Annotated in this window: 18 protein-coding genes; 3 read left to right on the top strand and 15 right to left on the bottom strand. The window is 74.7% G+C overall.

Annotated elements, in window-relative coordinates; genetic code table 11:
* Positions 1 to 89 precede the first annotated feature (89 nt).
* From tmk to bldG, 7 genes are all read right to left on the bottom strand, one after another.
* Positions 90 to 3,647: a dTMP kinase gene (gene tmk / locus ACFVX9_RS08380; RefSeq protein ID WP_387981015.1), complete on the bottom strand. Its 3,558-nt coding sequence runs from the start codon at positions 3,645 to 3,647 to the stop codon at positions 90 to 92.
* Between the two features lie 227 nt (positions 3,648 to 3,874).
* Positions 3,875 to 6,757 (bottom strand): type I DNA topoisomerase, encoded by a 2,883-nt coding sequence (gene topA, locus ACFVX9_RS08375; RefSeq protein WP_380373017.1) that lies wholly within the window; start codon positions 6,755 to 6,757, stop codon positions 3,875 to 3,877.
* Between the two features lie 390 nt (positions 6,758 to 7,147).
* Positions 7,148 to 7,606 (bottom strand): DUF3592 domain-containing protein, encoded by a 459-nt coding sequence (locus ACFVX9_RS08370; protein WP_063348697.1) that lies wholly within the window; start codon positions 7,604 to 7,606, stop codon positions 7,148 to 7,150.
* 240 nt (positions 7,607 to 7,846) lie between these two features.
* Positions 7,847 to 9,379 (bottom strand): methyltransferase, encoded by a 1,533-nt coding sequence (locus ACFVX9_RS08365; protein WP_063348696.1) that lies wholly within the window; start codon positions 9,377 to 9,379, stop codon positions 7,847 to 7,849.
* A 150-nt stretch (positions 9,380 to 9,529) separates the two neighbouring features.
* Positions 9,530 to 10,255 (bottom strand): hypothetical protein, encoded by a 726-nt coding sequence (locus ACFVX9_RS08360; protein WP_380373022.1) that lies wholly within the window; start codon positions 10,253 to 10,255, stop codon positions 9,530 to 9,532.
* Between the two features lie 496 nt (positions 10,256 to 10,751).
* Positions 10,752 to 11,171 (bottom strand): ATP-binding protein, encoded by a 420-nt coding sequence (locus tag ACFVX9_RS08355; protein WP_063348694.1) that lies wholly within the window; start codon positions 11,169 to 11,171, stop codon positions 10,752 to 10,754.
* A gap of 165 nt (positions 11,172 to 11,336) precedes the next feature.
* Positions 11,337 to 11,678: an anti-sigma factor antagonist BldG gene (bldG, locus tag ACFVX9_RS08350; protein WP_049659132.1), complete on the bottom strand. Its 342-nt coding sequence runs from the start codon at positions 11,676 to 11,678 to the stop codon at positions 11,337 to 11,339.
* A gap of 221 nt (positions 11,679 to 11,899) precedes the next feature.
* Here bldG and ACFVX9_RS08345 point away from each other — a divergent pair, with 221 nt between their 5' ends.
* A complete protein-coding gene (locus ACFVX9_RS08345; RefSeq protein WP_387981011.1) occupies positions 11,900 to 14,458 on the top strand; it encodes a DEAD/DEAH box helicase in 2,559 nt (852 codons plus the stop codon).
* On the opposite strand, the gene ACFVX9_RS08340 is transcribed toward ACFVX9_RS08345, so the two are convergent.
* The 7 genes from ACFVX9_RS08340 to ssd all read right to left on the bottom strand — a co-directional run bounded on the left by ACFVX9_RS08340 (position 14,453) and on the right by ssd (position 20,412).
* On the bottom strand, positions 14,453 to 14,953 hold the full coding sequence (locus ACFVX9_RS08340; protein WP_380479134.1) for an Rv3654c family TadE-like protein: 501 nt from the start codon (positions 14,951 to 14,953) through the stop codon (positions 14,453 to 14,455). The genes ACFVX9_RS08345 and ACFVX9_RS08340 overlap by 6 nt on opposite strands.
* Positions 14,941 to 15,300, bottom strand: a complete 360-nt coding sequence (locus tag ACFVX9_RS08335; RefSeq protein ID WP_380479137.1) for a TadE family type IV pilus minor pilin — start codon at positions 15,298 to 15,300, stop codon at positions 14,941 to 14,943. Before ACFVX9_RS08335 ends, ACFVX9_RS08340 begins: the two co-directional genes overlap by 13 nt.
* A gap of 292 nt (positions 15,301 to 15,592) precedes the next feature.
* On the bottom strand, positions 15,593 to 15,865 hold the full coding sequence (locus ACFVX9_RS08330) for a DUF4244 domain-containing protein (RefSeq protein WP_063348693.1): 273 nt from the start codon (positions 15,863 to 15,865) through the stop codon (positions 15,593 to 15,595).
* A gap of 133 nt (positions 15,866 to 15,998) precedes the next feature.
* Positions 15,999 to 16,598: a type II secretion system F family protein gene (locus ACFVX9_RS08325; protein ID WP_380479140.1), complete on the bottom strand. Its 600-nt coding sequence runs from the start codon at positions 16,596 to 16,598 to the stop codon at positions 15,999 to 16,001.
* A 164-nt stretch (positions 16,599 to 16,762) separates the two neighbouring features.
* Positions 16,763 to 17,773, bottom strand: a complete 1,011-nt coding sequence (locus ACFVX9_RS08320; protein ID WP_380479143.1) for a type II secretion system F family protein — start codon at positions 17,771 to 17,773, stop codon at positions 16,763 to 16,765.
* A gap of 165 nt (positions 17,774 to 17,938) precedes the next feature.
* The gene (locus ACFVX9_RS08315) at positions 17,939 to 19,192 is read right to left on the bottom strand and encodes a TadA family conjugal transfer-associated ATPase (RefSeq protein WP_387981007.1); all 1,254 of its coding nucleotides are present in this window, start codon (positions 19,190 to 19,192) and stop codon (positions 17,939 to 17,941) included.
* Between the two features lie 95 nt (positions 19,193 to 19,287).
* A complete protein-coding gene (ssd, locus tag ACFVX9_RS08310) occupies positions 19,288 to 20,412 on the bottom strand; it encodes a septum site-determining protein Ssd (protein ID WP_063348677.1) in 1,125 nt (374 codons plus the stop codon).
* A gap of 727 nt (positions 20,413 to 21,139) precedes the next feature.
* On the opposite strand from ssd, the gene ACFVX9_RS08305 reads away from it, so the two are divergent.
* Positions 21,140 to 22,039, top strand: a complete 900-nt coding sequence (locus ACFVX9_RS08305; protein WP_387981005.1) for an HAD family hydrolase — start codon at positions 21,140 to 21,142, stop codon at positions 22,037 to 22,039.
* A 399-nt stretch (positions 22,040 to 22,438) separates the two neighbouring features.
* Here ACFVX9_RS08305 and ACFVX9_RS08300 read toward each other — a convergent pair whose 3' ends face one another.
* Positions 22,439 to 23,335 carry an oxidoreductase gene (locus tag ACFVX9_RS08300; RefSeq protein ID WP_387981003.1) on the bottom strand — a complete coding sequence of 299 codons (897 nt, stop codon included), beginning with the start codon at positions 23,333 to 23,335 and terminating at the stop codon, positions 22,439 to 22,441.
* Between the two features lie 218 nt (positions 23,336 to 23,553).
* On the opposite strand from ACFVX9_RS08300, the gene ACFVX9_RS08295 reads away from it, so the two are divergent.
* A complete protein-coding gene (locus tag ACFVX9_RS08295) occupies positions 23,554 to 24,561 on the top strand; it encodes an ATP-binding protein (protein ID WP_387981001.1) in 1,008 nt (335 codons plus the stop codon).
* The last annotated feature ends 88 nt before the right edge of the window (positions 24,562 to 24,649 follow it).

Here is a 24,649-nt window from a genome sequence, read left to right as displayed (position 1 = left end):
CTCCACCCCGACGACGCCGCCCGTCGTCCGTACCGCTGTCCTACCGTCGTCCGTACCGCCTTACGCCCGAGGCCAGCCCCGGCCGCCCCTCAGCCCCGACGGCCCCAGCGACGGCCCTTGCCCTTGCCGCCGCCCTCGCCGACCCCGCCCTCGCCGACCCCGCCCTGGTCGCCCCCGGGGGCGGGCCGGTCCTGGCCGCCACGCGGGTCCTGCGGGGCCGGGCCGCCGTGATTCCAGCGCGCCCACTCGTCACGCGAGCCGAGCAGGGTGTCGGTGAGGCTCGGCAGGTCGTCCATCGGCGTCTCCTCGGCCCACTCCGGCCGGGGTCGCTCGGCGGTGGCCTGCGACTCGTCGGCGGGCTGCGGCTCGTCGCCGACCACCGGCAGCTCGCGGGTGCTGTCCACCGGCTCCTCGCGCCACAGCCCCGGCGGCACCCGGTCCTCGGTACGGCCCGCCTCGGTACGACCCGCCCCCGCACGGCCCGGCTCCACCCGGCCCGGGGCCGGACGCTCCGACACAGAACGCCCCGACACAGAACGCCCCGGCGCCGGACGCCCCGGCTCGATCCGCGGCAGCACCGCGGTCCGGTCCGCCTCCTCCGTGACCTTCGGCAACACGGCCGTCTCGTCCACGGCGGTCGGCGGGACGACCGGCAGCTGGGCGGTCGCGTCGGCGGCCTCCGCCGCCCGGACGGCCGCCTGGCTGTCCCGCAGCGACAGCTCCCGCGTCGCCTCGTCGGTGCCGCCGGGCCCGGGAGTGCCCACGGGCCCCGCCCCCGGGACGTCCCGGACGGCCCGCAGCTCGGTGGTCACGGCATCCCCGGGAACCGAACCAGCGGCCGGACCGGCAGCCTGACCAGCAGCCGAGCCCGAGGCCGAACCGGCCGAGCCCGCCAGGCCCGCCGAGCCCGCCAGGCCGGCCGTACCCGCCGCCGCCCGATCCGCCGCCGTCTGCGCTGCCGCAGCCGCGGCCGCGAGCGCGGCGGCCTGCGCCAGCCGGGCCTCCTCGGCCCGCTGCAGCGCCTCCTCCGCCCGGCGGCGCTGCTCCTCGCGCTGGAGCTCCCGCTGCCGCTGCAGCTCCGCCTGGGCGGCCGCCTCGTCGGCGAGGCGCTTGCGCTCGGCGGCCTCCGCGGCCAGCCGGGCGTCCTCCTCGGCCTTCCGCTTGGCCTCCTCCTCGGCGCGGCGGCGGGCTTCCTCCTCCGCCCGACGGCGGGCCTCCTCCTCGGCCTTGCGCCGGGCCTCGGCGGCGGCCCGTTCGGCCTCCTCCTTGGCCAGCCGCTCCTGCTCGGCCTGTTCGGCCCGCAGCTGCGCCAGCACTTCCTGCCGCTTGCGCTCGGCGGCCTCGGCCTCGGCCTTCTTGCGGGCCTCCTCGGCGGCGCGGCGCTCGGCCTCTTCGCGGGCGAGCCGCTCCTGCTCGGCGCGGGCGTCCTTCTCCTGCTCGGAGAGCGGCAGCTCGCGGTCGAGCCGGTGCCGGATGGCGGTGGTGACGAAGCCGGGGGCCTGGCTGCCGTCGACGACCAGGTAGCGCGCCGGGTCGGCGGCCGCGAGGGCGAGGAAGCCGGCCCGGACCCGCTGGTGGAACTCGGTGGGCTCGGACTCCAGCCGGTCGAGCGCCTCGGTGAAGCGCTCCCGGGCCCTGGTCGGGTCGACGTCCAGGACGACGGTCAGGTCGGGGAGCAGCCCGCCGGTCGCCCAGCGGGAGATCCGGGCGACCTCGGTGGCGGCCAGGTCGCGTCCGGCGCCCTGGTAGGCGATGGAGGAGTCCATGTACCGGTCGGTGATCACCACGGCGCCGCGGGCGAGGGCCGGCCGGATGACGTTCTCGACGTGCTCGGCCCGGTCGGCGGCGTAGATCAGCGCCTCGGCGCGGTGCGACAGGCCGGTGTTGCCGACGTCCAGGACGAGGCCGCGCAGCCGCTGGCCGACCGGGCTGCCGCCGGGCTCGCGGGTGAGCACGACCTCGTGGCCCTTGCCGCGGATCCACTCGGCGAGCGCCTGGGCCTGGGTGGACTTGCCGGCGCCGTCGCCGCCCTCCAGGGCGATGAAGAAGCCGGTGCCGGCGCCCTGGCGCGGGGCCGGGCCGACGGCGCCGCGCACCGCGTCGACCAGGTCCCGGCCGAAGGGCGCGGTGCCGCGCCGGTCGTCGGTCCGCAGCAGGACGACGGCGGCGAGAACCAGCGTGAGCAGCCCCGAGGTGGCGACGGCCAGGGCCGCGCCGCCGTGGATGAAGGTGAACGAGCCGGGCTCGACCGTGCCGTACTCGACGTCCCCGTACGCCGCGGCGATCAGCGGGACGACGACCAGCGCGGCGCCGACCACGACCCGCAGCACCGCGTACAGGTGCTCGGTGACCTTCGGCAGCCGGGCCTCCTCGACCTCCTGGCCGAGCAGGGTGCGCCCGGCGGAGACGACGATCCCGGCGGTGAGGCCGGCCAGCACGATGAGGGCCAGGACGAGGACGAAGTCCAGCACCAGCCCGGCCAGGATCAGCGCCACACCCTCGGTGAGCAGCGCCAGCGCGAGCAGGCGGCGGCGGGAGAGCGCGGGCAGCGTGGCCCGGGTGAGCCGGGAGCCGAGGGCGGGCGCCGCAGTGGCGGCGAGGACCAGCAGGCCGTAGCCGATCGGCCCGGCCCGGTGTTCGGCGGCGGTGAGCAGCGCGAGCGCGGCGACGCCGGCCATCGAGGCGTACCCGGCGGCGACGGCGAAGGTGAAGTACGGGGCGCTGCCGGTGCGGCCCTTGCTCAGCGCGGGGCCGGGCGTGGCGTCGGTGGGGGCGCGCAGGCCCTGCAGCGGCGAGTGCGGGGCGACGGCCACCGGGCCGACAGGCAGCTGCTGGAGGTAGTCGCGAGCAGCCGAGGCGGCGAACAGGCCGGCCGCGCCGAGCGCGGCGAAGGTGACCTGGTGGGCCCGGAGCCAGTCCGAGCCGAGAGCGGCGCCGATGTTGTTCAGCAGGGTGAGGGCGACCAGGCCGGCGGCCGCGAGCGGCAGGGTGGCCCAGCCGGTGAAGCGGTCGATGCTCCGGACGGTGTCCAGGTGGGCGGCGGCGGGCCGCTGCTCGGCGGCGGGGGCGTACGGATCGGCGGGCGGCAGCAGGCCGGGGACGGCGGCGTCCTTGGCGATCCCCCGGACCCGCTCGGCGGCACCGGTGACGAACACGGTGGCGAGCAGGACGTAGGCGGCGGCGCCGGAGGGCTTCGGGCCGGAGCCCAGCCAGACGGTCCACCAGGGGGCGAGGCCGATCAGCAGGGCGCACAGCGCGTCGGCGCCGAACAGCGTCCAGCGCCGGTCCAGCCGGCCGGCGACCAGCCGGTGCACCGGTCCGAGCAGCGCGACGCCGACCAGCCCGGTGGCCGCCAGCCGGACGGCGAGGACCGCCGTGACGGCGAAGGCGAGGCTGCGCGGCAAGGCGCCGAACTGGCCGCCGAGGGCGACGGCGATCACGGTGAGCGCGAGCAGCACCAGCAGGCCGAGCCGGTCGGCGGTGCCACCGATCAGCTGGGTGGTCCACAGGCGCCGGTAGGGGCGCGTCCGCAGCAGCGCGCGAGCCCGGTCGACCGGGGTCCCGGCTGGCGCGACCTCGGGCAGCCCGGACGTGGCGTCGCGGGCGGCCGGGGCGGCGCTGGGGGTGGGCTGCTCCTCGCTCGTCATACGGTCAGCGTAGCGGGCTGGGGTTGACCGGAATGAGATGAACGGGGTTCCGGATCCCGCTCATCACCGGGTTGTGACGTTCCGCGCACACCGTCCGACCGGCCTCGGGCCCGCGTCCCCGGGGTGGGGTCGCGGGCCCGTAAGCACTGGCGGGGCACTGGCGAAGGTGCCGGCGAAGGCACTGGCAGCGGCACCGACGGAGCCCCTGCCGGAGGATCCGGAGGAGATCAGCCCTCGTCGGTGGCCGCGGCCTTCCCGACGGCGGTCTTCTTGGCCGCCGTCTTCTTCGCCGCGGTCGCCTTCGTCGCCGTCGTCTTCGTCGCGGTCTTCTTGGCGGCGGTCTTCTTCGCGGCCGCGGTCTTGGTGGCCGTGGTCTTGGTCGCCGTCGCCTTCTTGGCGGTCGCCTTCTTGGCCGGGGCCTTCTTCGCCGTCTTCTTCACCGGCCCGCGCGCCCGCTTCTCGGCGAGCAGCTCGTAGCCGCGCTCCGGCGTGATGGTCTCGACCTCGTCGTCCTTGCGGAGCGTGGCGTTGGTCTCGCCGTCGGTCACGTACGGTCCGAAGCGGCCGTCCTTGACCACGACGGGACGCTCGCTGACCGGGTCGGTGCCCAGCTCCTTGAGCGGCGGGGCGGCGGCGGCCCGGCCGCGCTGCTTGGGCTGGGCGTAGATGGCCAGGGCCTCCTCCAGGGTGACCGTGAACATCTGCTCCTCGTCGGTGAGCGAGCGGGAGTCGGTGCCGCGCTTGAGGTACGGGCCGTAGCGGCCGTTCTGCGCGGTGATCTCCACGCCCTCGGCGTCGGCGCCGACCACGCGCGGCAGCGAGAGCAGCCGCAGCGCGTCCTCCAGGGTGACGGCGTCCAGCGACATCGTCTTCAGCAGCGAGGCGGTGCGCGGCTTGACCGCGTTCTTGCCGGTCTTGGGCGTGCCCTCGGGCAGGATCTCGGTCACGTAGGGGCCGTAGCGGCCGTCCTTGGCGACCAGCATGTTGCCGCTGACCGGGTCCGGGCCGAGCTCGAAGTCGCCGCTGGGCTTGGCCAGCAGTTCCTCGGCCAGCTCGACGGTGAGCTCGTCCGGCGGCAGCTCGTCGGGGATGTCGGCGCGCTGGCCGGGCTCGCCCTCGACGTCGGAGGCGCGCTCGACGTACGGGCCGTAGCGGCCGACCCGCAGGGTGATGTCGTCGCTGATCCGGAACGAGCTGATCTCCCTGGCGTCGATCGCGCCGAGGTCGGTGACCAGTTCCTTCAGGCCGCCCAGGTGGTCGCCGTCGCCGTTGCCGGCCTCGGCGGCGCCGCCGGTCGCGTGGCCGTCGCCCTCGCCGAAGTAGAAGCGCTTCAGCCACGGCACGGACTTGGCCTCGCCGGCCGCGATCCGGTCGAGGTCGTCCTCCATCTTGGCGGTGAAGTCGTAGTCGACCAGCCGGCCGAAGTGCTTCTCCAGGAGGTTGACCACGGCGAAGGAGAGGAAGGACGGGACGAGCGCCGTCCCCTTCTTGAACACGTACCGGCGCTGGATGATCGTGTCGATGATCGACGCGTAGGTGGAGGGGCGACCGATCTCCCGGTCCTCCAGCTCCTTGACCAGCGAGGCCTCGGTGTAGCGGGCCGGCGGCTTGGTGGCGTGGCCCTCGGGGGTGAGCTGCTCGGCGGCCAGCGGGTCGCCCTCGACGACCTGCGGCAGCCGGCGCTCGCGGTCGTCCAGCTCGGCGTTCGGGTCGTCCGCGCCCTCGACGTAGGCCTTGAGGAAGCCGTGGAAGGTGATGATCTTGCCGGAGGCGGAGAACTCGACGTCACGGCCGTCCGCGGACGCGCCGCCGACCTTGACGGTCACCGACTGGCCGACCGCGTCCTTCATCTGGGAGGCGACGGTGCGCATCCAGATCAGCTCGTAGAGCCGGAAGTCGTCACCGGTCAGGCCGGTCTCGGCGGGGGTGCGGAAGCGGTCGCCGGAGGGGCGGACGGCCTCGTGCGCCTCCTGTGCGTTCTTGACCTTGCTGGCGTAGGTGCGCGGGGCGTCCGGCAGGTAGTCGGCCCCGTACAGCTGGGTGACCTGCGCGCGGGCGGCGGAGATCGCGGTCTCCGACAGCGTGGTGGAGTCGGTGCGCATATAGGTGATGAAGCCGTTCTCGTACAGCTTCTGGGCCACCTGCATGGTCCGCTTGGCGCCGAAGCCCAGCTTGCGGCTGGCCTCCTGCTGGAGCGTGGTGGTGCGGAACGGCGCGTACGGCGAGCGGCGGTAGGGCTTGGACTCGACGCTGCGGACGCTGAACGCGGTCTGCTCCAGGGCGGCGGCCAGCTGCCGGGCGGCCTGCTCGTCCAGGTGCAGCGTGTTGGCGCTGCCGGCCTTCAGTCGGCCGTCCGAGCCGAAGTCGCGGCCGGTGGCGATCCGCTTGCCGTCCACCGAGGACAGGCGGGCGCCGAGGGTCTCCGGGTTGGCCGCGTCGGCCGGGGTGCGGCCGGTACCGAAGGTGCCGACCAGGTCCCAGTACGAGGCGGTGCGGAAGGCGATCCGCTCGCGCTCGCGCTCGACCACCAGCCGGGTCGCGACGGACTGCACCCGGCCCGCCGAGAGCTTCGGCATGACCTTCTTCCACAGCACCGGCGAGACCTCGAAGCCGTAGAGGCGGTCGAGGATGCGGCGGGTCTCCTGGGCGTCGACCAGGCGCTGGTTGAGCTCGCGCGGGTTGGCCACCGCCTCCTGGATCGCCGTCTTGGTGATCTCGTGGAAGACCATCCGGTGCACCGGCACCTTGGGCTTGAGCACCTGCTGGAGGTGCCACGCGATGGCCTCGCCCTCGCGGTCCTCATCGGTGGCGAGGAAGAGCTCGTCGGACTCCGCGAGCAGCGACTTCAACTTGCTGACCTGGGACTTCTTGTCCGCGTTGACCACGTAGATGGGGGCGAAGTCGTGGTCGACGTCCACCCCGAGGCGGCGCACCTCGCCGGTGTACTTGTCCGGGACCTCCGCCGCGGTACTGGGGAGGTCGCGGATGTGCCCGACGCTCGCCTCGACGATGTAGCCGGGGCCCAGGTAGCCCTTGATCGTCTTCGCCTTGGCCGGCGACTCGACAATGACGAGTCGCTGTCCGTGCGCGGTCTCGCTGCTCGGGGACACCTTCGCTCTTCTCTCCCGGTCCTTATGTGGGCTGGTCGGCGCCGGCAGCACGGGCTGCGCTCCGCCCGACCCCTCCACCGCCCCGGGGCTGCCGCTGTACGACGACCCCACCAGCGGAGTGTGACCGTACCCCGGCCACTCTTGTCAAACGGAAGGATCCCGCGTTTTCACTTTGCCGGGCTCACCGACGCCACTCGAACGGTAACCCGATGACGGAGGTTCGCGCCCCGTGGAGGGGGGCTTCGGCGGGTTCCGGAGGATGGAATGACGGATTTCAAAATCTGTCAACGGAATATCGACGGCCCCACGGAGGGCCGCAGCGAGGCCTCCGCAGGGCGCCGGCCACCGGTTCCCGGCGAGCCCGACCGAGGTCGGCCGACCGCCCCGGATTCAGCCGTTGACCGCCACGAGCAGCCCGGCACCCGCCGCCAGACAACCCATGCCGAGCACGCTCCACAGCAGGTCGGCGACGGCGGCCCGGCGGACCTCCCCGGCCGCCAGCACCACCCGGCTCGGGCGGCGCGGGTCGTAGCAGATCCGCACCGGGGCGCCCGGAGTGAAGCGGTCCGGACGGCGCAGCGGGGTGTGTCCGCGCGGACGGGTGAGCACCAGCTCGGCGATCCGGCCAGCTCCGGCCCCTTCGGCCGGGGGCAGGACGGAGAAGGAGAGCAACGGGGCGCTGTCGAGCTGGCCGTGCGCCTCGTCCTCGGCCACGACCGTGGCCACCGCCGACGCCCCCGAGCGGCGCATCCGGTGGCGCAGGCGCACCTCGGCGGCGCACCAGAGCAGCAGCACGCCACCGAAGAGGGCGAGCACCAGCCCGCCCACCGTCGCCGTCGTCGTGTCCACCCCTGGCCCCCGGCTCCCCAGCTCTGTCCACAGCCTGTGGACAGAGCCTCACAGCAGGGGGCCAACGCGCGGCGGCCGACCGGAGACCGCCGGACGAACCGGGGAGTACGGGAAGGTGAACCGGCGCCGACCGCCCCCGCCAGGGGCACCGCACCGAGGACGCCACGCCCGGGTGCATCACCCCGAGGACGCCGCGCCGGGTTCGTCGCGGTGCAGGCGCGCCGCGCCAGGTGAACCGGATCAGCCTGCCGGGCGGATGAACCCCTGCTCGGTCAGCAGCCGCAGCGACTCGGGCACCCGGTCCCGCAGCACCACCCGGTCCTCGCCGAGCAACTGCGCGATGGCGTCCACGATCTCGCCCGCCGACAGCGAACCGTCACAGACCCCGACGAAACCGGCACCCACCGTGTCCACCTTGGTGGCCCGCCGCATGCCCCGGTTGTGACGCAGGATCACGTGCTCCGGGTCCTCCGCGCCCGGCTCGCCGACCTGCTCCTGGACCACCTCGTCGGCCAGCACGTAACGGGTCGCGAGCAGGCCCGCGTCGTCGTGCGAACGCAGGAAGTCCTGCCGGTCGAACCACTCCTCGATGTGCGGGCCCAGCGGCTGCTCCACCGGGTGCGGCCACTCCTCCACCCGGACGGTCGGGCGCTCCGCGCCGCTCGCCCGCAGGGTGATCCAGCCCATGCCGATACCCTCGACCCGGCCCGCCTCGAAGGCGTCCAGCCACTCGCCGTACCGGGCCTGGTAGTCGCCGCCCGGACCGCGGTGATCGCCGCCGTCCCGCAGCCACAACTCGGCGTACTGGGCGACGTCCTGGACCTCCCGCTGGACGATCCAGGCGTCCAGCCCGGTGCCCGCCACCCAGCCGGCCAGCCGCTCGTGCCAGTCCTCGCCCTTGACGTGCTGCCAGTTGGCGAGCAACTGGCAGTAGCCGCCCGGCTCCAGGTGGTCGGCGGCCGAGCGGACCAGGCTGCGGCACAGGTCGTCGCCGGCCATGCCGCCGTCGCGGTAGGTGAACCGGCCGGTCGGCGAGATCACGAACGGCGGGTTGGAGACGATCAGGTCGAACCGGCGCTCCCCGACCGGCTCGAAGAGGCTGCCGGTGAGTGCCTCCCGCCGCTCGAAACCGGACAGCGCCAGGGTCAGCTCGGAGAAGCGCAGCGCGCGGGGGTTCAGGTCGGTGGTGGTCACCTGCCCGGCGTGCCGGGCCGCGTGCAGCGCCTGCACACCGGAACCCGAACCGAGGTCCAGCGCGGACCGGACCGGACGGCGCACGGTGATGTTGGCCAGCGTCGTCGACGCGCCGCCGACCCCGAGCACCAGGTCCTTGCGGGCCACCCCGTGCGCGGTCTCGCCGGATCCGATACCGCCCGCGCCACCCACCGCGCAGCCCAGGTCGGACACCACCCAGGCGTCCGAACTGTCCATCCCGGCCACCTCGTTGGCATACGGCCGGACGTCCACCGTCGCCCGCACCAGCTCACCGTCGGAGCGCAGCCAGCCGTCGGCCAGGCAGTCCTCGACCGGCAGCGCGGCCGCGGCCACCCGGTACGGCACCGGCTGCTGGAGCAGGAACAGCCGGACCAGCGTCTCCAGCGGGCTGCCGCCCCTGGTCGCCCGGAGCGCCGGCACGGCCTCGCTACGGGCCAACGCCGCATAGCCGGTGGGCCCGAGCAGGTCGAGGCAGCCATCGGCGGTGAACGAGGCGGCGAGCAGCGCCTCACGCAACTTGGCGAGGCGGGTCTGGTCGAGAACGGGGCTACTGATCACCCCGCCATTGTCCCCCGCCCCGGACCGGGCGGCCGCCGGGTCCGGGGCGGGTCGGGGGCCGTCTTCGGGGCCGCCTTCGGGGGCAGGGTCGGGCACCCTCCGGACCGGCGCCGGGGCGGCGCCGGGGCGGCCGGCCCGACGGCCCCGGGCTCAGCTCGCGCTGGGCACGGGGGTGGTCGGGGTGGTCGGCGGGGCGGCGGGCGGGCTCGCCGGGGTGGTGTCGGTGCCCGCGGAGGGGGTGGTCGACGGGCTCGCGCCATCCGTCGCGCCGGGCGCGGGCGTCCCACCGGGCGCCCCGGCGCTCGGGGTGGCGGACGCGCCGCCCGGGGCCGCGGCGGCGGGCTTGCAGCCGTCCTGCTTGGCCATGGCCGCGCCGAGGTCGCCGCGCTGCAGCTTGCCCTGCGCCTGCGTGGACAGCGAGGCCAACTGCTGGATCTGGTCCGAGATGCTGCGCAGGCCGTCCGCGAACTTCGACTGGTCGGTGTTGGTCACGGCGTCCAGCTTCTTCTGGATGTCCTGATAGCCGTCGGCCGCCTTGGTCAACTCGGCGACGGCGTCCTTCTGCAGGTTCGCGCCGTCCTTCACCTTGGGCACCCCGGCTGCGGTGATGGCCGCCGCGATGTCCTGGTTGGTCTTGGCCAGCCGCCCGATGTCCGTCGAGAGCCGCTTCTGCAGCTCGGTCGGGGTCTCGCCGGTCTTCACCTGGGCGGTGTCGGCGAGCGCGGCCTGCGCCTGGACGATCGGGTCCTTGGCCGAGCCGCAGACGTTCGACGCCCAGGACTCCAGCTGCTTGCCGTTGTCGTCGCCGCCGCAGCCGACGGCGCCGAACGCGAGCAGCGCGCCGAGGACGGGTACGGCCAGCAGTCGCTTGTTCACCGGGAGGAGCCTTTCGGTTTCGGTCGTCTTCGGTCGTCGAACCTACACGGCCGATGTCCGCCGCCTGGCGACCGGTTCCCGGGCCCCGGGTTGCCCCCACCGGGTGCCCGGCCCCGCTCGGGCGCGCTCGACGCGGATCGGGCGGATCGGATCGCCGGGCCGGACGGCGCGCGGCACGCCGACCGGCGTGCCGAAGCGGACCTCTTCGCTCCCGGTGCTCACCGAGGAGCTGGTCGGCAGCTCGGCCCGGAGCGCCTCGGTGGTGGGTGCGGCCTTCAGCGTGGCGGCGGCCTGTCCGGCCTGCCTGGCCTGTCGACCGGCCGCAGAATGCGAATCCGCAGGGGCTTCCTTGTCGCGACGGGTCCGATCACCGATCGGACCCGGTCGTGCCGGAAGCAGCGAACCGCCAGATTCAACAACGTTTCAACGCATCCCAGAGGACCGGGCCGACGCCCGGACCACCCCGGGCACGCGAGGCACGCCGAAGGCCGGGCCCTCAGACCACCACGGACTCGACCGAGACCGGCCAGCTCATCCGGATCAGGCCGCCGTCCGTGCCGTTGGTGACCTCCAGGTCCTCGACCAGGCCGGTGATCACGGCGAGGCCGAGGGTGTCCTCGTCCGGGTCCGCCCCCTCGGCGGCACCGGGGGCCGGGACGGCGGCGGGGCCGGCCTCGTCCTCGACCTCGATGAGGAAACGCTTCTCCTGGTCGGTCAACGCGACCCGGACCGTGCCACCGATGCCGCCGCGCTGGTGCAGGCCGACCGCACGGGAGCAGGCCTCACCGACCGCGAGCCGTACCTCGTCGAGCACCGACTCGTCGACCCCGGCCCGTCTCGCGACGGCCGCGGCGACCAGCCGGGCCGTTCGCACGTGCTCCGGAAGCGCACTGAATCGAAGTTCGACGGTTGCCATCTCTCCCCTTCGGGGTGCTCCGACCAGGGCCGACGATGCGGCCCCTGCGGGCCGGCGGAACCGGCCCCGGGGCGGCCGGGAAGCACCGGGGCCCGCAGGCCCCGGCACCCCGGACGCTTGGAACGAACGGGCCGGCCTCCACGGGCACGGGCCGGCCCGGCCGCGTCAGTCGGTCGCGTTGACCGCGTCGTCCACCGAGGTGTGGATCGGGAAGACCTTGGTCAGGCCGGTGATGCGGAAAATCTTCAGGATGCGCTCCTGGTTGCAGACCAGGCGCAGCGAGCCCTCGTGGGCACGCACCCGCTTCAGACCGCCCACCAGCACACCGAGACCGGTCGAGTCGAGGAAGTCAACGCCTTCCATGTCGACGACGAGGTGGTACTTGCCGTCGTTGACGAGCTCGACCAGCTGCTCCCGCAGCTTCGGGGCGGTGTACACATCGATCTCGCCGCCAACCTCGACGACCGTACGATCGCCGACTGAACGGGTCGACAGGGACAGGTCCACGGAACCTCCAGCACCTTGCCTTGCTACGTCATGTGCGATCCTCGGCCGGCCGGCCGCCACCGCATGGTCGCGAGCCCGGGCGCGCCCAGCCACACGTGGCAAGCCTCGGCGCTGCGACCCACGGCCATCCGGCCGTCACGGCCACATTCAACCACCTGCGACCATGCCCGCACGATGGCTTACGACGATTCTCCGTCACGCCGGTGACACACTGGGTCCTCATGCCGCCCCGACACAGCCTGCCCGAGGCACTGCTCACGACCCTGTCCACCAGCCGGGGGCGGTCCGACCGGCTCACCCATACGGAGCACCTTCCCGCCCGACCTGCGCGTTATGCGCCGTGGCCCGAGTCGATCCGGCCCGAGATCGTGGCCGCCGCCCTCGCCGTCGGCGTGGAGCAGCCCTGGGCGCACCAGGCAGAAGCGATGAATCTGGCCAAAAGCGGTCAGACTGTGGTGATCGCCACAGGCACCGCCTCGGGCAAGTCGCTCGGCTACCTGGCCCCGGTCCTCAGCGACCTGCTGGACGGCACCGAGGCCCGCAACGGCCGCGGCGCCACCGCGCTCTACCTCGCCCCGACCAAGGCGCTCGCCGCCGACCAGCGCCGCCGGGCCGCCGAACTCGCCCCGCCCCGGGTCCGACCCGCCCTCTACGACGGCGACACCCCGCCCGAGGAACGCGAGTGGGTCCGCCAGTACGCCTCGTACGTGCTCACCAACCCGGACATGCTGCACCGCGGCATCCTGCCCGCCCACGCCCGCTGGGCCTCCTTCCTCAAGGTGCTGCGCTACGTAGTCGTCGACGAGTGCCACAGCTACCGGGGCGTGTTCGGCTCGCACGTCGCCCAGGTGCTCCGACGGCTGCGCCGCATCTGCGCCCGATACGGTTCGTCACCCACCTTCCTGCTCGCCTCCGCCACCACCGCCGACCCGGCCGCCACCGCCGAGCGCCTGACCGGCCTGCCCGCCCGGGCGGTCACCGAGGACGCCTCGCCGCGCGGACCGATGGTCTTCGGCCTCTGGGAGCCGCCGCTGACCGAGAACGTCGGCGAACACGGCGCGCCCGTCCGCCGCACGGCCACCGCCGAGGCCGCGCACCTGCTGACCGACCTGGTCGAGCGCCAGACCCGCACCGTCGTCTTCGTCCGCTCCCGCCGGGCCGCCGAACTCGTCGCCCTCCAGACCCAGGACCAGCTCGGCCGACCGCTCGCCGACCGGGTGGCCGCCTACCGCGGCGGCTACCTCGCCGACGAACGCCGGGCCCTGGAACGCGCGCTGCACAGCGGCCGGCTGCTCGGACTCGCCTCCACCTCCGCTCTCGAACTCGGCGTCGACGTCTCCGGCCTCGACGCCGTCCTGATGGCCGGCTACCCCGGCACCCGGGCCTCGCTCTGGCAGCAGGCCGGGCGGGCGGGCCGCGAGGCCCAGGGCGCACTGGCCGTCCTGATCGCCCGGGACGACCCGCTGGACACCTACCTGGTGCACCACCCGGAGGCGCTGTTCGCGGCGCCCGTCGAAGCCACCGTGCTCGACCCGGACAACCCCCACGTGCTCGCGCCGCACCTGTGCGCGGCAGCCGCCGAACTCCCGCTCACCGACGCCGACCTGGAGCTGTTCGGCCCCTCCACCGCACCGCTGCTGCCCGTCCTGGAACGGCGCGGCCTGCTGCGCCGGCGCAGCGACGGTTCCTGGTACTGGACCCGCCGCGAACGCGCGGCCGACGCCGTCGACCTGCGCGGCAGCGGCGGCAGCCCGGTGCAGATCGTCGAGGCCGACACCGGCCGCCTGCTCGGCACGGTGGACGCCGCGGCCGCCCACACCACCGTCCACACCGGGGCCGTCCACCTGCACCAGGGCCGCACCTTCCTGGTCCGGGAACTCGACCTGGAGAACTCGGTCGCCCTGGTCGAGCCGGCCGACCCGCCGTACACCACGGCCGCCCGCGACATCACCTCCATCTCCGTGCTCGACACCGACACCACCGTTCCCTGGGGCGAGGGCCGGCTCAGCTTCGGTTCGGTGGAGGTGGTCAACCAGGTGGTCGGCTACCTCCGGAAGCGGATCTCCACCGGGGAGATCATGGGCGAGAGCAAGCTCGACCTGCCGCCCCGCACGCTGCGCACCCGCGCGGTCTGGTGGTCCGTCACCGAGGGCCAGCTGCTGGACGCGGACCTTCCGCTCGACCAGCTGCCCGGCGCCGCCCACGCCGCCGAGCACGCCTCGATCGGCCTGCTGCCGCTGTTCGCCACCTGCGACCGCTGGGACATCGGCGGCGTCTCCGTTCCGCTGCACCCCGACACCGAACTGCCCACCGTGTTCGTCTACGACGGCCACCCGGGCGGGGCCGGCTTCGCCGAACGCGGCTTCCAGCGGGCCGTCGAGTGGCTGACGGCCACGCGCGAGGCGATCGCCTCCTGCGAGTGCGAGCGCGGCTGCCCGTCCTGCGTCCAGTCACCCAAGTGCGGCAACGGGAACGAGCCGCTGGACAAGGCCGCAGCCGTCCAACTGCTGGATGTCCTGCTGGCCGGCGCCCCCACGACGGCAGGCGCCCGGACGGCAGGCTCCAGGACGGCAGGCTCCAGGACGGCGGACCCCTCAGTGGACCCTGGAGCGGCGACTCCCTCAGCAGACTCCTCAACAGGCCCTTCAGCGGACCCCTCAGCGAACCCCTCAGCGAACCCCTCAGCGAGCTCCGAAACGGACCACGAGACGGACCCCGAGAAGGACTCCGGGGCGAAGCCCGAGCCGAGCGCGGACGGTGGGCCGCCGACCGGCTCATGAGCCCGCCGCCGAGCCGCCGGTCGGCCCGCCGAGGCCGTCCTCGGCGGCGGTGACCGCGGCCCGCACCGGCCCGGCCCGCGCCCTCGCCCGCGCCGGGCCGACCGGCAGACGCGCCGGCAGCCCACCGACCGTCACCTCGGCCACCACCTCGACGGCGTCCCCCGTCCGGTCCACCGTGCAGGACACCAGACCGGCGCCCTGCGCGGCGGCGATCCCCTCGGCCCGCCCGCACCCGCCGTCCGGGTCCAGCAGCAGCCGGTCCGCGGCCGCGAGCGCCGCCAGGTCGGCGGCCGACTCGGCCCGGTGCCGCGCGGCGACCACCGCTCCGACCGCGATCGTCCCGGCGAAGACCGCCGTGCCGAGCATCGCCAGGGCGAGCAGCCAGACCGTCGCCGAACCGGCGTCCGGCCCGCGCCCGCCGACGGCGGCCGCCCGGGCGGTACGAGTCCTCGCCCACCGCCGCGCCCCCAACCGAACCCCGGTCAGGCCGGCCATGAACCACCACCTCCCGCGATTACCGCACCTCCCGTGGCCCCCACGAGGGTGTCCTCCCGCGCCGCCACCGCGGTCGCGCCCAGCCGTACCGTGAGCAGTCCGCCGAGCCTGCCCGGCGCCCCGCACGGCGCGTCCACCTCCACCCGCACCACCTCCGCCGCCATCGCCACCCGCACCTGGGCTCCCGGCGGCGCGGCCGCGCGGGCGAGTTCGGCGGCGTCCGCCTCCCCGCGTGCGGCCGCCCTGGCCCCGACCCGGGCCGCGTCCACACAGCGGATCTGCGCGGCCGCCGCCAGTACGCCCCAGATCAGCATCGCCGCGAGCAGGACGAGCGCCGGCAGGGCCACCGCGGTCTCCGCCGTGACGAAGCCCGCATCGCCGCGACGGCCCGGCCGCAGCGACCGCGCCCGCCCGCCACCACGTGCCGCCGCCAGGCCAGGGCGAGCCTTCGGCCTCCCGCCATCCACCCGGAGGCGGTGCGCGGCGGCGTCGGGGTGCGCGCACCGAACGGCAGCGGAGGGGCCCGACCCGGAGGGGGCACCTCCCGGCCGAAGGCCGGGGGACGCCTGCCGGCCGACGGCAACGCGACGAGACGCGTCCCCCAACGCCGCCGCGCAGGCGGGAGTTCGCGGACGGTCGCTAGGTCGCATGAAGCGCCCGTTCCAGTGAATCGGTCAGCGCCCCCATGATGGTCGCGCTGGTCACCACCTTGTACAGCCCGGCCGCGAGGGCACACGCGGCCAAGGTGCCGACGGCGTATTCCGCCGTGGTCATCCCGGCGTCCGACCGGCCCCGGCTCCGGGCCATCCCGCGCATCCGGCGGGCCGCCCAGCGGCTCCTGCGCCGCCACACCCCGGGCGCCTGACGGAGCGCGCGCCCGCTGCCGGGCCTCGTTGCGATCACTGCGGTCATGAATCTCTCCTGTCTCCGAAATTCCGAAATACCGATGCCCCGCCATACCGATGTCCCCGATGCCTCCTACGCGGCTGCCGCCGACGCCGCTGCCCACGGCTCCGCCGCCGATCCGCTTGGCGCGGCCCCGCGTTCACCCGCCCTGGGCGAAGCGGGTGGTGAGGCCGATGACGACCGGCACCACGCCGATCAGGACGAAGGCCGGGAGGAAGCAGAGCCCGAGCGGAGCGGTGGCGAGCACCCCCGCCCGGCGGACCCGGGCTTGGGCCGCCCGGGCCGCCGCCGTCCGCCGCCCCTGCGCGAGCCCGATCAAGGGCCCGGCCGCCGGAGCCCCGCCGAGGCTAGTCCGGACCAGGCAGCGGGCCAGCGGGGCCAGCGACGGGTGCTGCTCGCCCAAACGGCTCCAGCACAGTTCCGGCGGCGCACCCAGGGCCAGTTCGGCACCGATCGCGACCAGCCGGGGCCCCATCGGTGCCCCCACGCTCCGGCCGACCGCCGACACCGCTGCCGAGGGTGAGGCCGCCGAACCGAGGCAGGCCGCCAACAGCTCGGCACTCAGCGGGAGTTGCCTGGTCAGCAGCTCCTCCTCCAGGACCGCCCGCCGCTCCGTCGGGGACCGCACCCGGGCCGACCACCGGTGCACGCCCGCCGCCAGCAGCGCCCCGACGACCACCCCGACGGCGCCGCCGAGCAACACCGCCGCGCCGGCCCCGGCGCCCACAGCCAGAGCCACAGGCCGCCAACGCCCGCCACCACGACCGCCGCCACCACCAGATGCCGGCGGCACTCGCACCAACACCCGCCCGAACAACCGCCGTTGTCGCGCCCACCCGCGCACCAGCACCACACCGGCCACCACCACCGGACCCCCGGCGATCACCCACCCGACTCCCCGGATCACCCCGACACCACCTCCGCCCGCGCCCGTACCCGTGAGAGCCCGCAGCTCCCGCCGCCACCAGCGCCCCGCTCCCCGGCAGCCCGCCGGGGAGCCTCCAGGGCGCCCTGAGCGCCCTGAGTCGCCGCCCGGACGATGTGGGCCGTCCAGAACACGCCCAGGCCCTCCAGTGCCGCCCCCGCCGCGAGGCACCCCAGCCCGGCCGGCGTGTGCAGCAGGATGCCCACCGGCCCGGCCCCGAGCGCCGCCCCCAGCAGCAGCCCGGCGGCCGGCAGGGCGGCCAGGACGGCGATCGTGGTCCGCGGCCCCGCCAGTTCCCCGGCAATCTCCTCCGCCAGCGCCCGCTCGCCGCGCAGCGCCTCCGCCACCCGGTCCAGCGCGACGGCCAGCCCCGACCCGCCGTCGGAGGCGACCCGCCAGCAGGCCGCGATCGCCGACGCCCCGCTCCCACCCGGCAGTTCGGCGAGCAGGTGCAGCGCGGCGGGCACGTCCCCGCCGTACCGGCCCGCCGCGAGCCGCGCCACCGGTTCCTCGCCGAGTCGGCGCAGCCCGTCCGGGTCGGCCGCGAGGCGGGCCGTGACCAGGTGCAACGCCTGCTCCGGCGTCGCCCCGCCGCGCAACTCCCCTGCCAGCCCTGTGCAGAGCTCCACCACGGCGGCCGCTCGCCGCCCGGCCTCCACCGTCACGCGCCGTCGCAGCCGCCAACGCCGCAGCGGCAGTACGGCCAGCCCGGCGGCGAGCACCGGCAGCGGCGAGGAGGTCGCCTGCCCGGCCGCCAACCCCACCGGCAGGAGCAACAGTTCGGGCGCCGGCCAGTCGGACGTCCGCGGCCGGGCGCGCCCCGCGGTCACCGCCGGCGGGCCCGGCACCGGAACGGGCGGGGGCCCGCTGCCCGCCAGCACCAGCCTGTACCGCCGCCCGCCCGGCAGCTGTTCCTGCACCGCACGCCATGCGGCGACGGCCAGCAGGCACAGCACCAATGCCCAGCAGAAAGAACTCTGATCACTCATCACGTCAGGACCCTCCCGGTCGTCGGTCTTTCCTGTTCCACGCCCCGAGCAGCGTCAGGGCGCCCGCCACGCACCCGCCCAGCAGCAGGACGAACGCGAGTTCCGCCGCCCGAACGGCCGCACTCGCCAACCCGGCCGCACCCACCAACCCGGCCACCGCCGCCGTCACGTCGACCCCGCAGCGAGCGACACCCCGCGCACCGCCAGCAGCCCGACCAGTCGCTCCCAACCCGCCCCGGGGACCAGACCGCCCGCCACCGGGAACTCCACCGCCGGGGTGGTGACGGCCAGGCCGTCACGGCCGGCGGCCAACGTGTGGATCTCCGCCACCCGTCGGCGCCCCGAGCCCGGCTCCCTGACCAGGTGCACCACCAAGTCGAGCGCGGCCCGGAGTTGGCTGTGCAGCGCGGGCCGGTCGAGCCCGGCGAGCGAGCCCAGCGCCTCCAGCCGGACCGGCACGTCCGCCGCCGTGTTGGCGTGCACCGTGCCGCAGCCGCCTTCGTGCCCGGTGTTCAGCGCGGCCAGCAGGTCCGACACCTCGGCCCCGCGGACCTCTCCGATCACCAGCCGGTCCGGACGCATCCGCAGTGCCTGCCGGACGAGGTCCCGCAGCGTGAGCTCACCCAGCCCCTCCTGGTTGGGCGGTCTGCTCTGCAACCGGACGACGTGCGGATGGGCCGGCCGCAGTTCGGCGGAGTCCTCCGCGATGACGATCCGCTCCTCCGGCCCGACCAGGCCGAGCAAGGCCGCGAGCAGCGTGGTCTTGCCCGTGCCCGTCCCGCCGGACACCAGCAGCGACAGCCTGGCCCGCAGGATGCCGGCCAGCAGGCCGGCGCCCTCCGGCGGCAGCGCCCCGCCCGCCACCAGTTCGTCGAGCGTGAACGGCTGGGGCCGGCAGACCCGCAGCGAGATGTGCGTGCAGCCGGCCGCGATCGGCGGCAGCACGGCGTGCAGGCGGGTGCCGTCCGGCAGCCGGGCGTCCACCCAGGGCCGCGCGTCGTCCAGCCGCCGTCCGGCCGCGGTGGCCAGCCGGTGGGCCAGCCGCCGTACCGCCTCGGCGTCGGCGAACCGGATTCCGGTGGCCCGGTGCAGGCCGCCGCCACGGTCGACCCACACCTCGTCCGGACCGTTCACCAGGACGTCCGTGACGTCGGGCGCCGCCAGCAGCCGCTCCAGCGGGCCCGCACCCACCAGTTCGGCGCGCAGCGAGCGCACGGTGTCCAGGACTTCGTCCCCGCCGAGCGGCGGCCGGGTGGCCCGCAGCACGGCCGCGACCGACCCCGCCGTCGGGGCGGCACCCGACTCGGCCAGCCGCAACCGGACCGCGTCCACCAGCTCCGCCGTCCGCTCCTCCCGGGCGGTGCGCCCGTACGGGCAGGGGTGGCGCGGCGCCTCGGGTGGCCCGCCGGGCGGCGGCACGCTCCTGAGCGGCCGGTGCTCCCGCGCACCGTCGCCCCGACTCTTCGGACCGCCCCCCGCCCGCACGGTGGGGCCTGTTCTGCGCAGACGGACCATCAGTACACACCTCCTCCGACCGCCGGCACCGGCGGCAACACCTCGTCCAGGAAGGTCTCGCAGAAGCGCGCGAGCGGGCCGCCGTCCCGGATGCCGGGCGGGACGCCCTTCTCGACGTCCTCCGCCAGGCCGGGCTCCGGCTCCAACTCCCCCGCGAGCTCCAGCCGCAGCCCGCGGGCGATGCGGTGGGCCGGGAGTCCGAAGGTGCGCGGTGACCGCACCACCGCCCGGACGTCCCCGAGCCGCATCCGGGCGGCCGCCGCGACCCGGTCGGCGGCGGCCACCGCGCGCAGTTCGGCCGGCACCACCAGCAGCGCCAGGTCGGATTGCTCCAGCGCCTGCCCGGCGGCCGCGTCGAGATGGCGCGGCACGTCGACGACGACCAGCCCGCCGCGCCGCCGGGAGGCGGCCAGCACGCTGCGCATGGCCTCCGGCGGCACGGTCAGGGTGTCGCCGCGGTCCCAGGACAGGCAGGAGAGCGCGGAGATCCGTTTGAGCACCGGTAGCGCCCTGGCCAGTTCGACCCCGCTGACCCGCCCGCGCGAACCGGCCAGATCGGGCCAGCGCAGCCCGCGGGCCGCCTCGCCGCCGAGCAGGATGTCGAGGCCGCCGCCCAGCGGATCTCCGTCGATGAGCATCGTCCGCCGCCCCGCCCGCGCGGCCGTGACCGCGAGGGCGCAGGCCAGGGTCGAGGCCCCGGCCCCGCCCCGGCCGCCGAGCACGGCGACGGTGAGCGCCGGGGAGCCGGCGCCCTCGGCCGCGTCGGCGATCCGGTCGAGCAGCCAGGCTTCGGCGTCGGGGAGGAACAGCACGTGCTCGGCGCCGAGTTGGACGGCTCTGACCCACACCCCGGCGTCGTCGAGGTCCAGCCCGAGCAGCAGCACCCCGCCGCGCCGGCCGAGCCCGGCGCACCGGGCGGCCTGGTCGTCCCCGATGAGCACCAGTGAGGCGCCCTCCCAGAGCTCGCGCGGCGGTGGTGCGCCCCGGATCAGCCTCGGTTCGGTGCCGGCGGCCGCGCAGAGCCGCAGCAGGTGCTCGGCCAGGCCCTCGTCCTCGGTGACGACGAGCGGACCGGTGGCCCCGGGCCCTTCGGTGGTGGCGTGGTCGGCGATCGGCGTCGACATGGCGGGCTCCCCTCTGCGCCGACGGCCGCCAGGGGCGGTCCGGGGCGCACGTCGGACGGTTCCGGCGAACGGCCGCCCGGCAGACCTCGTGGGAGAGAGGGAGGTGAGATCCGCCCGGCGACCGCCGCCGACCATCACGGTGGGGGGAGATCGGGATTCCGTCATCCACGATGCGAATCCCTGTGGATAACTCGTGGGCTGTGGAGGAAAACGTTCACCCGGGCGGGGGATTAATCGTCAAAGAATTGACGATCGGGGATCACGGAGATGAACCGGAAGCCCGTCGCGCCCCCCGCCGGCCACCCGGCGGACCCTCCCGGAGGCCGCTCGGACACCCCGCCGCAGCAGCCCGGCCCACCGATCGGAACCAGCCGAAGAGCCATGGGCAGCCATGAGCAAATGGCGACACAGAGTGACGAAAGGTGGTCAGTGGACCAGGGTGTCGACACCCCCTGTACACCGTCGGCGGGGCGGCCGCGGCGCTCGCCGCGAAGGGCCTTCAGGCCCTGAAAATGGCCCCGGACGTGCGACGACCCCCGCCGGGGGGGAGAGCGGGGGTCGTCTATCCACAGCCCGACTCGGGGGGGAGGAGCCGGACCGGGTTAGCACGGTCGCGAACGATCCGTGACTTCCATGGTGTACCCGAGCGGCCAGAAACACAAACCCGCACGCCCACGAGTACACCGAATGGCGGCCTGTTTTGCGGCTCCCTCTATCCTCGGTTCCCGTGGACACCACCGAGAACGCCGACGACCACGCCGACGAGTCCCCGGGCGAGGCCACCGGGCCCGCGCAGACCCGCTCACCCGTTCGCCCCAGGCCGGGCGGGCCGCGCACGGCGGCCTTCTTCGACCTGGACAAGACCATCATCGCCAAGTCGAGCGCGCTGGCCTTCAGCCGCCCGTTCTACCAGGGCGGTCTGATCAACCGTCGGGCCGTACTGCGCAGCGCGTACGCCCAGTTCGTCTTCCTGGTCGGTGGCGCGGACCACGACCAGATGGAGAAGATGCGCGAGTACCTCTCCTCGCTCACCCGGGGCTGGAACGTCCAGCAGGTCCGCGAGATCGTCGCGGAGACGCTGCACAACCTGATCGACCCGATCATCTACGACGAGGCCGCCTCACTGATCGAGCAGCACCACGCGGCCGGTCGGGACGTGGTGATCGTCAGCAGTTCGGGCTCCGAGGTGGTCGAGCCGATCGGCGCGCTGCTCGGCGCGGACCACGTGATCGCCACCCGGCTCAAGGTCGAGGACGGCTGCTACACCGGCGAGATCGAGTACTACGCCTACGCCGAGAACAAGGCCGCCGCCATCCGGGAGTTGGCCGAGTCCGAGGGCTACGACCTGGCCGCTTCCTACGCCTACAGCGACTCCTCCACCGACCTGCCGCTGCTGGAGGCCGTCGGCCACCCGTCGACGGTCAATCCCGACCGCGCGCTGCGGAAGGAGGCCCAGGCCCGGGAGTGGCCGGTGCTGGTCTTCGACCGGCCGGTGGAACTGCGGCGGCGGCTCCCGGAGTTCTCCGCGCCGAGCGGCTCGGTGCTGACGGCCGTGGCGATCGGGACGGCGGCCGTGACCGCCGGGGTCATCTGGTACCTGGCCCACCGGCGCCGTCCGGAGGCCTGAGCCACCCACCGCAGGCCTCGCAACGCAGGCAAATCAGACAATCAGCACAGAGTTCACTTTTCGGGTTCCCCTTTCGCCCGAAACGCGATACAAATGAAGCACGGCCCGCGAGACCCGGTCAGGACCCGAAGAGGTCAAACCGACAACGCAGTTAAGGCCCCACGGACCGCGTGTACAGATGACCGAGCACCCACATGCAGCCGACCCGCTGTCGGGCCGCTGGACCAGACGAACGGGCAGGATCCCCGTCTGATCAGCACTTCCGGTGCATGCATGGTCACCCGGTATCTGCACCAGCGGCGGCACCAGGCAGGATCAGGTGCCGCCGCATCTTCGTGTCAGAAGCGCCAGAAGCTCCGGATGAGCCCGCGCCCCCGCCCGCGCCCCTCCCGCGCCCGCTCAGACCATCCCGCGCTGCATCGCCTCGCAGACCGCCGTGCTCTCCCGCACCCCGAGCCGCAGCGCCCGCCCGCAGTGCGCGATCCAGGCCGCCATCCCCTCGGGCGTGCCCGCCAGGTAGCCGGCCAGGGCCCGCCGGTAGGCGTCGGTGCCGAGTTCCGCCAGCCCGACCTCGGCCGGGCAGATCGACTTCGGGTCGAGCCCCTCGGCGAGCAGCACGATCCGCTGGGCGGCCCGCGCGATCACGCCGTTGTACGCGCCGAACGGCCGCAGCGCGAGCAGTTCGCCGTGCACCACGGAGGCGACCACCAGGGCCGGCGTCCCCACGCCCTGGCCCTCGGCGCGCGCCACCAGCAGCCGGGAGAGCTGGTCGAGCCGGGCCGCGACCTCCTCGGCACCCGGGGCGGGCGGCAGCACCGGCAGCGGCTCGTCCACCTGGGCGACCTCGACGCTCTCCACCGGCTTGAGCCCCAGCGGGAACAGCTCCTCGACGCCTTCGCCCGCGCGGCGGGGCCGCCCGGCGGACGGCTCGCCGTCGCCGTCGCCGACGGCGAGCAGGTGCAGCCGGGCCAGCACCTGGAGCGGCGAGTGCCGCCAGATGCTGAGCAGCTGGCCGGCCTCGGCGGCGATCCGCAGGGCCGCGCCGACCGTCCGGGCCTCGGGGTCCGCGCTGAAGTCGCTGCGGCGCCGGACCTCCTCCAGCGGCCAGTCGGCCCCGGCCAGCGCCGCCGACGCGCGGGCGCCGCGCAGCGCGGACTCGGAGGTGACCTCGGCCGCGCGGCGGCGCATCACCCGGTGGCCGTAGAGCCGGTCGACGGCCTTGCGCACCTCGGCCACGGCGTCGGGCACCCCGGGGAGCTGGGCCAGCGGGGCGAGGGGATCTGTTCCAGTGCTCACCTACCCGAGAGTAATGAACAGCCGGCCCCTCCCGGAACAGCAACCCCGGATCACCCGTTAGAGGCAATCCTCACTTCCCTCCGCCGAGGAGGCCCAAACCCCGGCTAGCATGGCCACTATCGGAGACGATAACTATTTCCACTTAGGGGCCTCGACATGTGCGACCCCTGAGCAGGTGGCCCCCGAGCGCGGGCCCAGAGCGAGAGCCGGAGTCCCAGATGAAGATCGCCTTCGTCGGCAAGGGCGGCAGCGGGAAGACCACGCTGTCCGCACTGTTCATCCGCCATCTGGCCGCCGTGGGCCGGCCGGTCATCGCCGTCGACGCCGACATCAACCAGCACCTGGGCCCGGCCCTGGGTCTGACGGATGCCCAGGCCGCGGAGCTGCCCTCGCTCGGCGCGCACCTGCCGGAGATCAAGGAGTACCTGCGCGGCAGCAATCCGCTGATCCGCTCGGCCGACGAGATGATCAAGACCACGCCGCCCGGCCGGGGTTCGCGCCTGCTGCGGATCGTCGAGGAGAACCCGGTCTACGCCGCCTGCGCCCGCCCGATCGCCCTGGACGAGGGCTCGGTCCGGCTGCTGGCGACCGGCGCCTTCACCGAGGAGGACCTGGGGGTGGCCTGCTACCACTCCAAGGTCGGCGCGGTGGAACTGCTGCTCAACCACCTGCTGGACGGCCCCGACGAGTACCTGGTCACCGACATGACGGCGGGCTCGGACTCCTTCGCCTCCGGCCTGTTCACCCGCTTCGACCTGACCTTCCTGGTGGCCGAGCCGACCCGCAAGGGCGTCTCCGTCTACCGCCAGTACAAGGACTACGCCCGCGACTTCGGCGTCCGGCTGCGGGTGATCGGCAACAAGGTACAGGGCCCGGACGACCTGGCGTTCCTGCGCCGGGAGGTCGGCGACGACCTGCTCACCACCTTCGGGCACTCGGACTGGGTGCGCCGTCTGGAGCAGGGCGCCGAGCCGCCGCTGAAGTCGCTGGAGCCGGCCAACCGGGTCGTCCTGGAGGAGCTGCGGGCCGAGGCCGAGTCCGCGTACGGGCAGCGGGACGTGCGGCGCTACACCGAGCAGGCCGTGCTCTTCCACGTGCGCAACGCGCAGAGTTGGGCCAACGCCAAGGTCGGCGTCGACCTCGCGACCCAGGTGGACGAGACCTTCGTGCTGGGCGGGCTCGGGGTCGGCGGCGAGCGGCCCGCCCCGGCGGGTGCGCACGCCTGACGCCGCTCCGCCCGAACGGGCCGTGGGGCTTCCCCCCTCCCCCTCCAAGGGTCCCCACCATAAGGTTGTCCGGGCGTCGCGGTGCCCC

The sequence above is a fragment of the Kitasatospora sp. NPDC058243 genome (genome assembly GCF_042882025.1).
GTDB lineage: Bacteria > Actinomycetota > Actinomycetes > Streptomycetales > Streptomycetaceae > Kitasatospora.
Note: the sequence above shows the minus strand (reverse complement) of the source record. Positions and strands in the feature narration are given on the sequence as shown.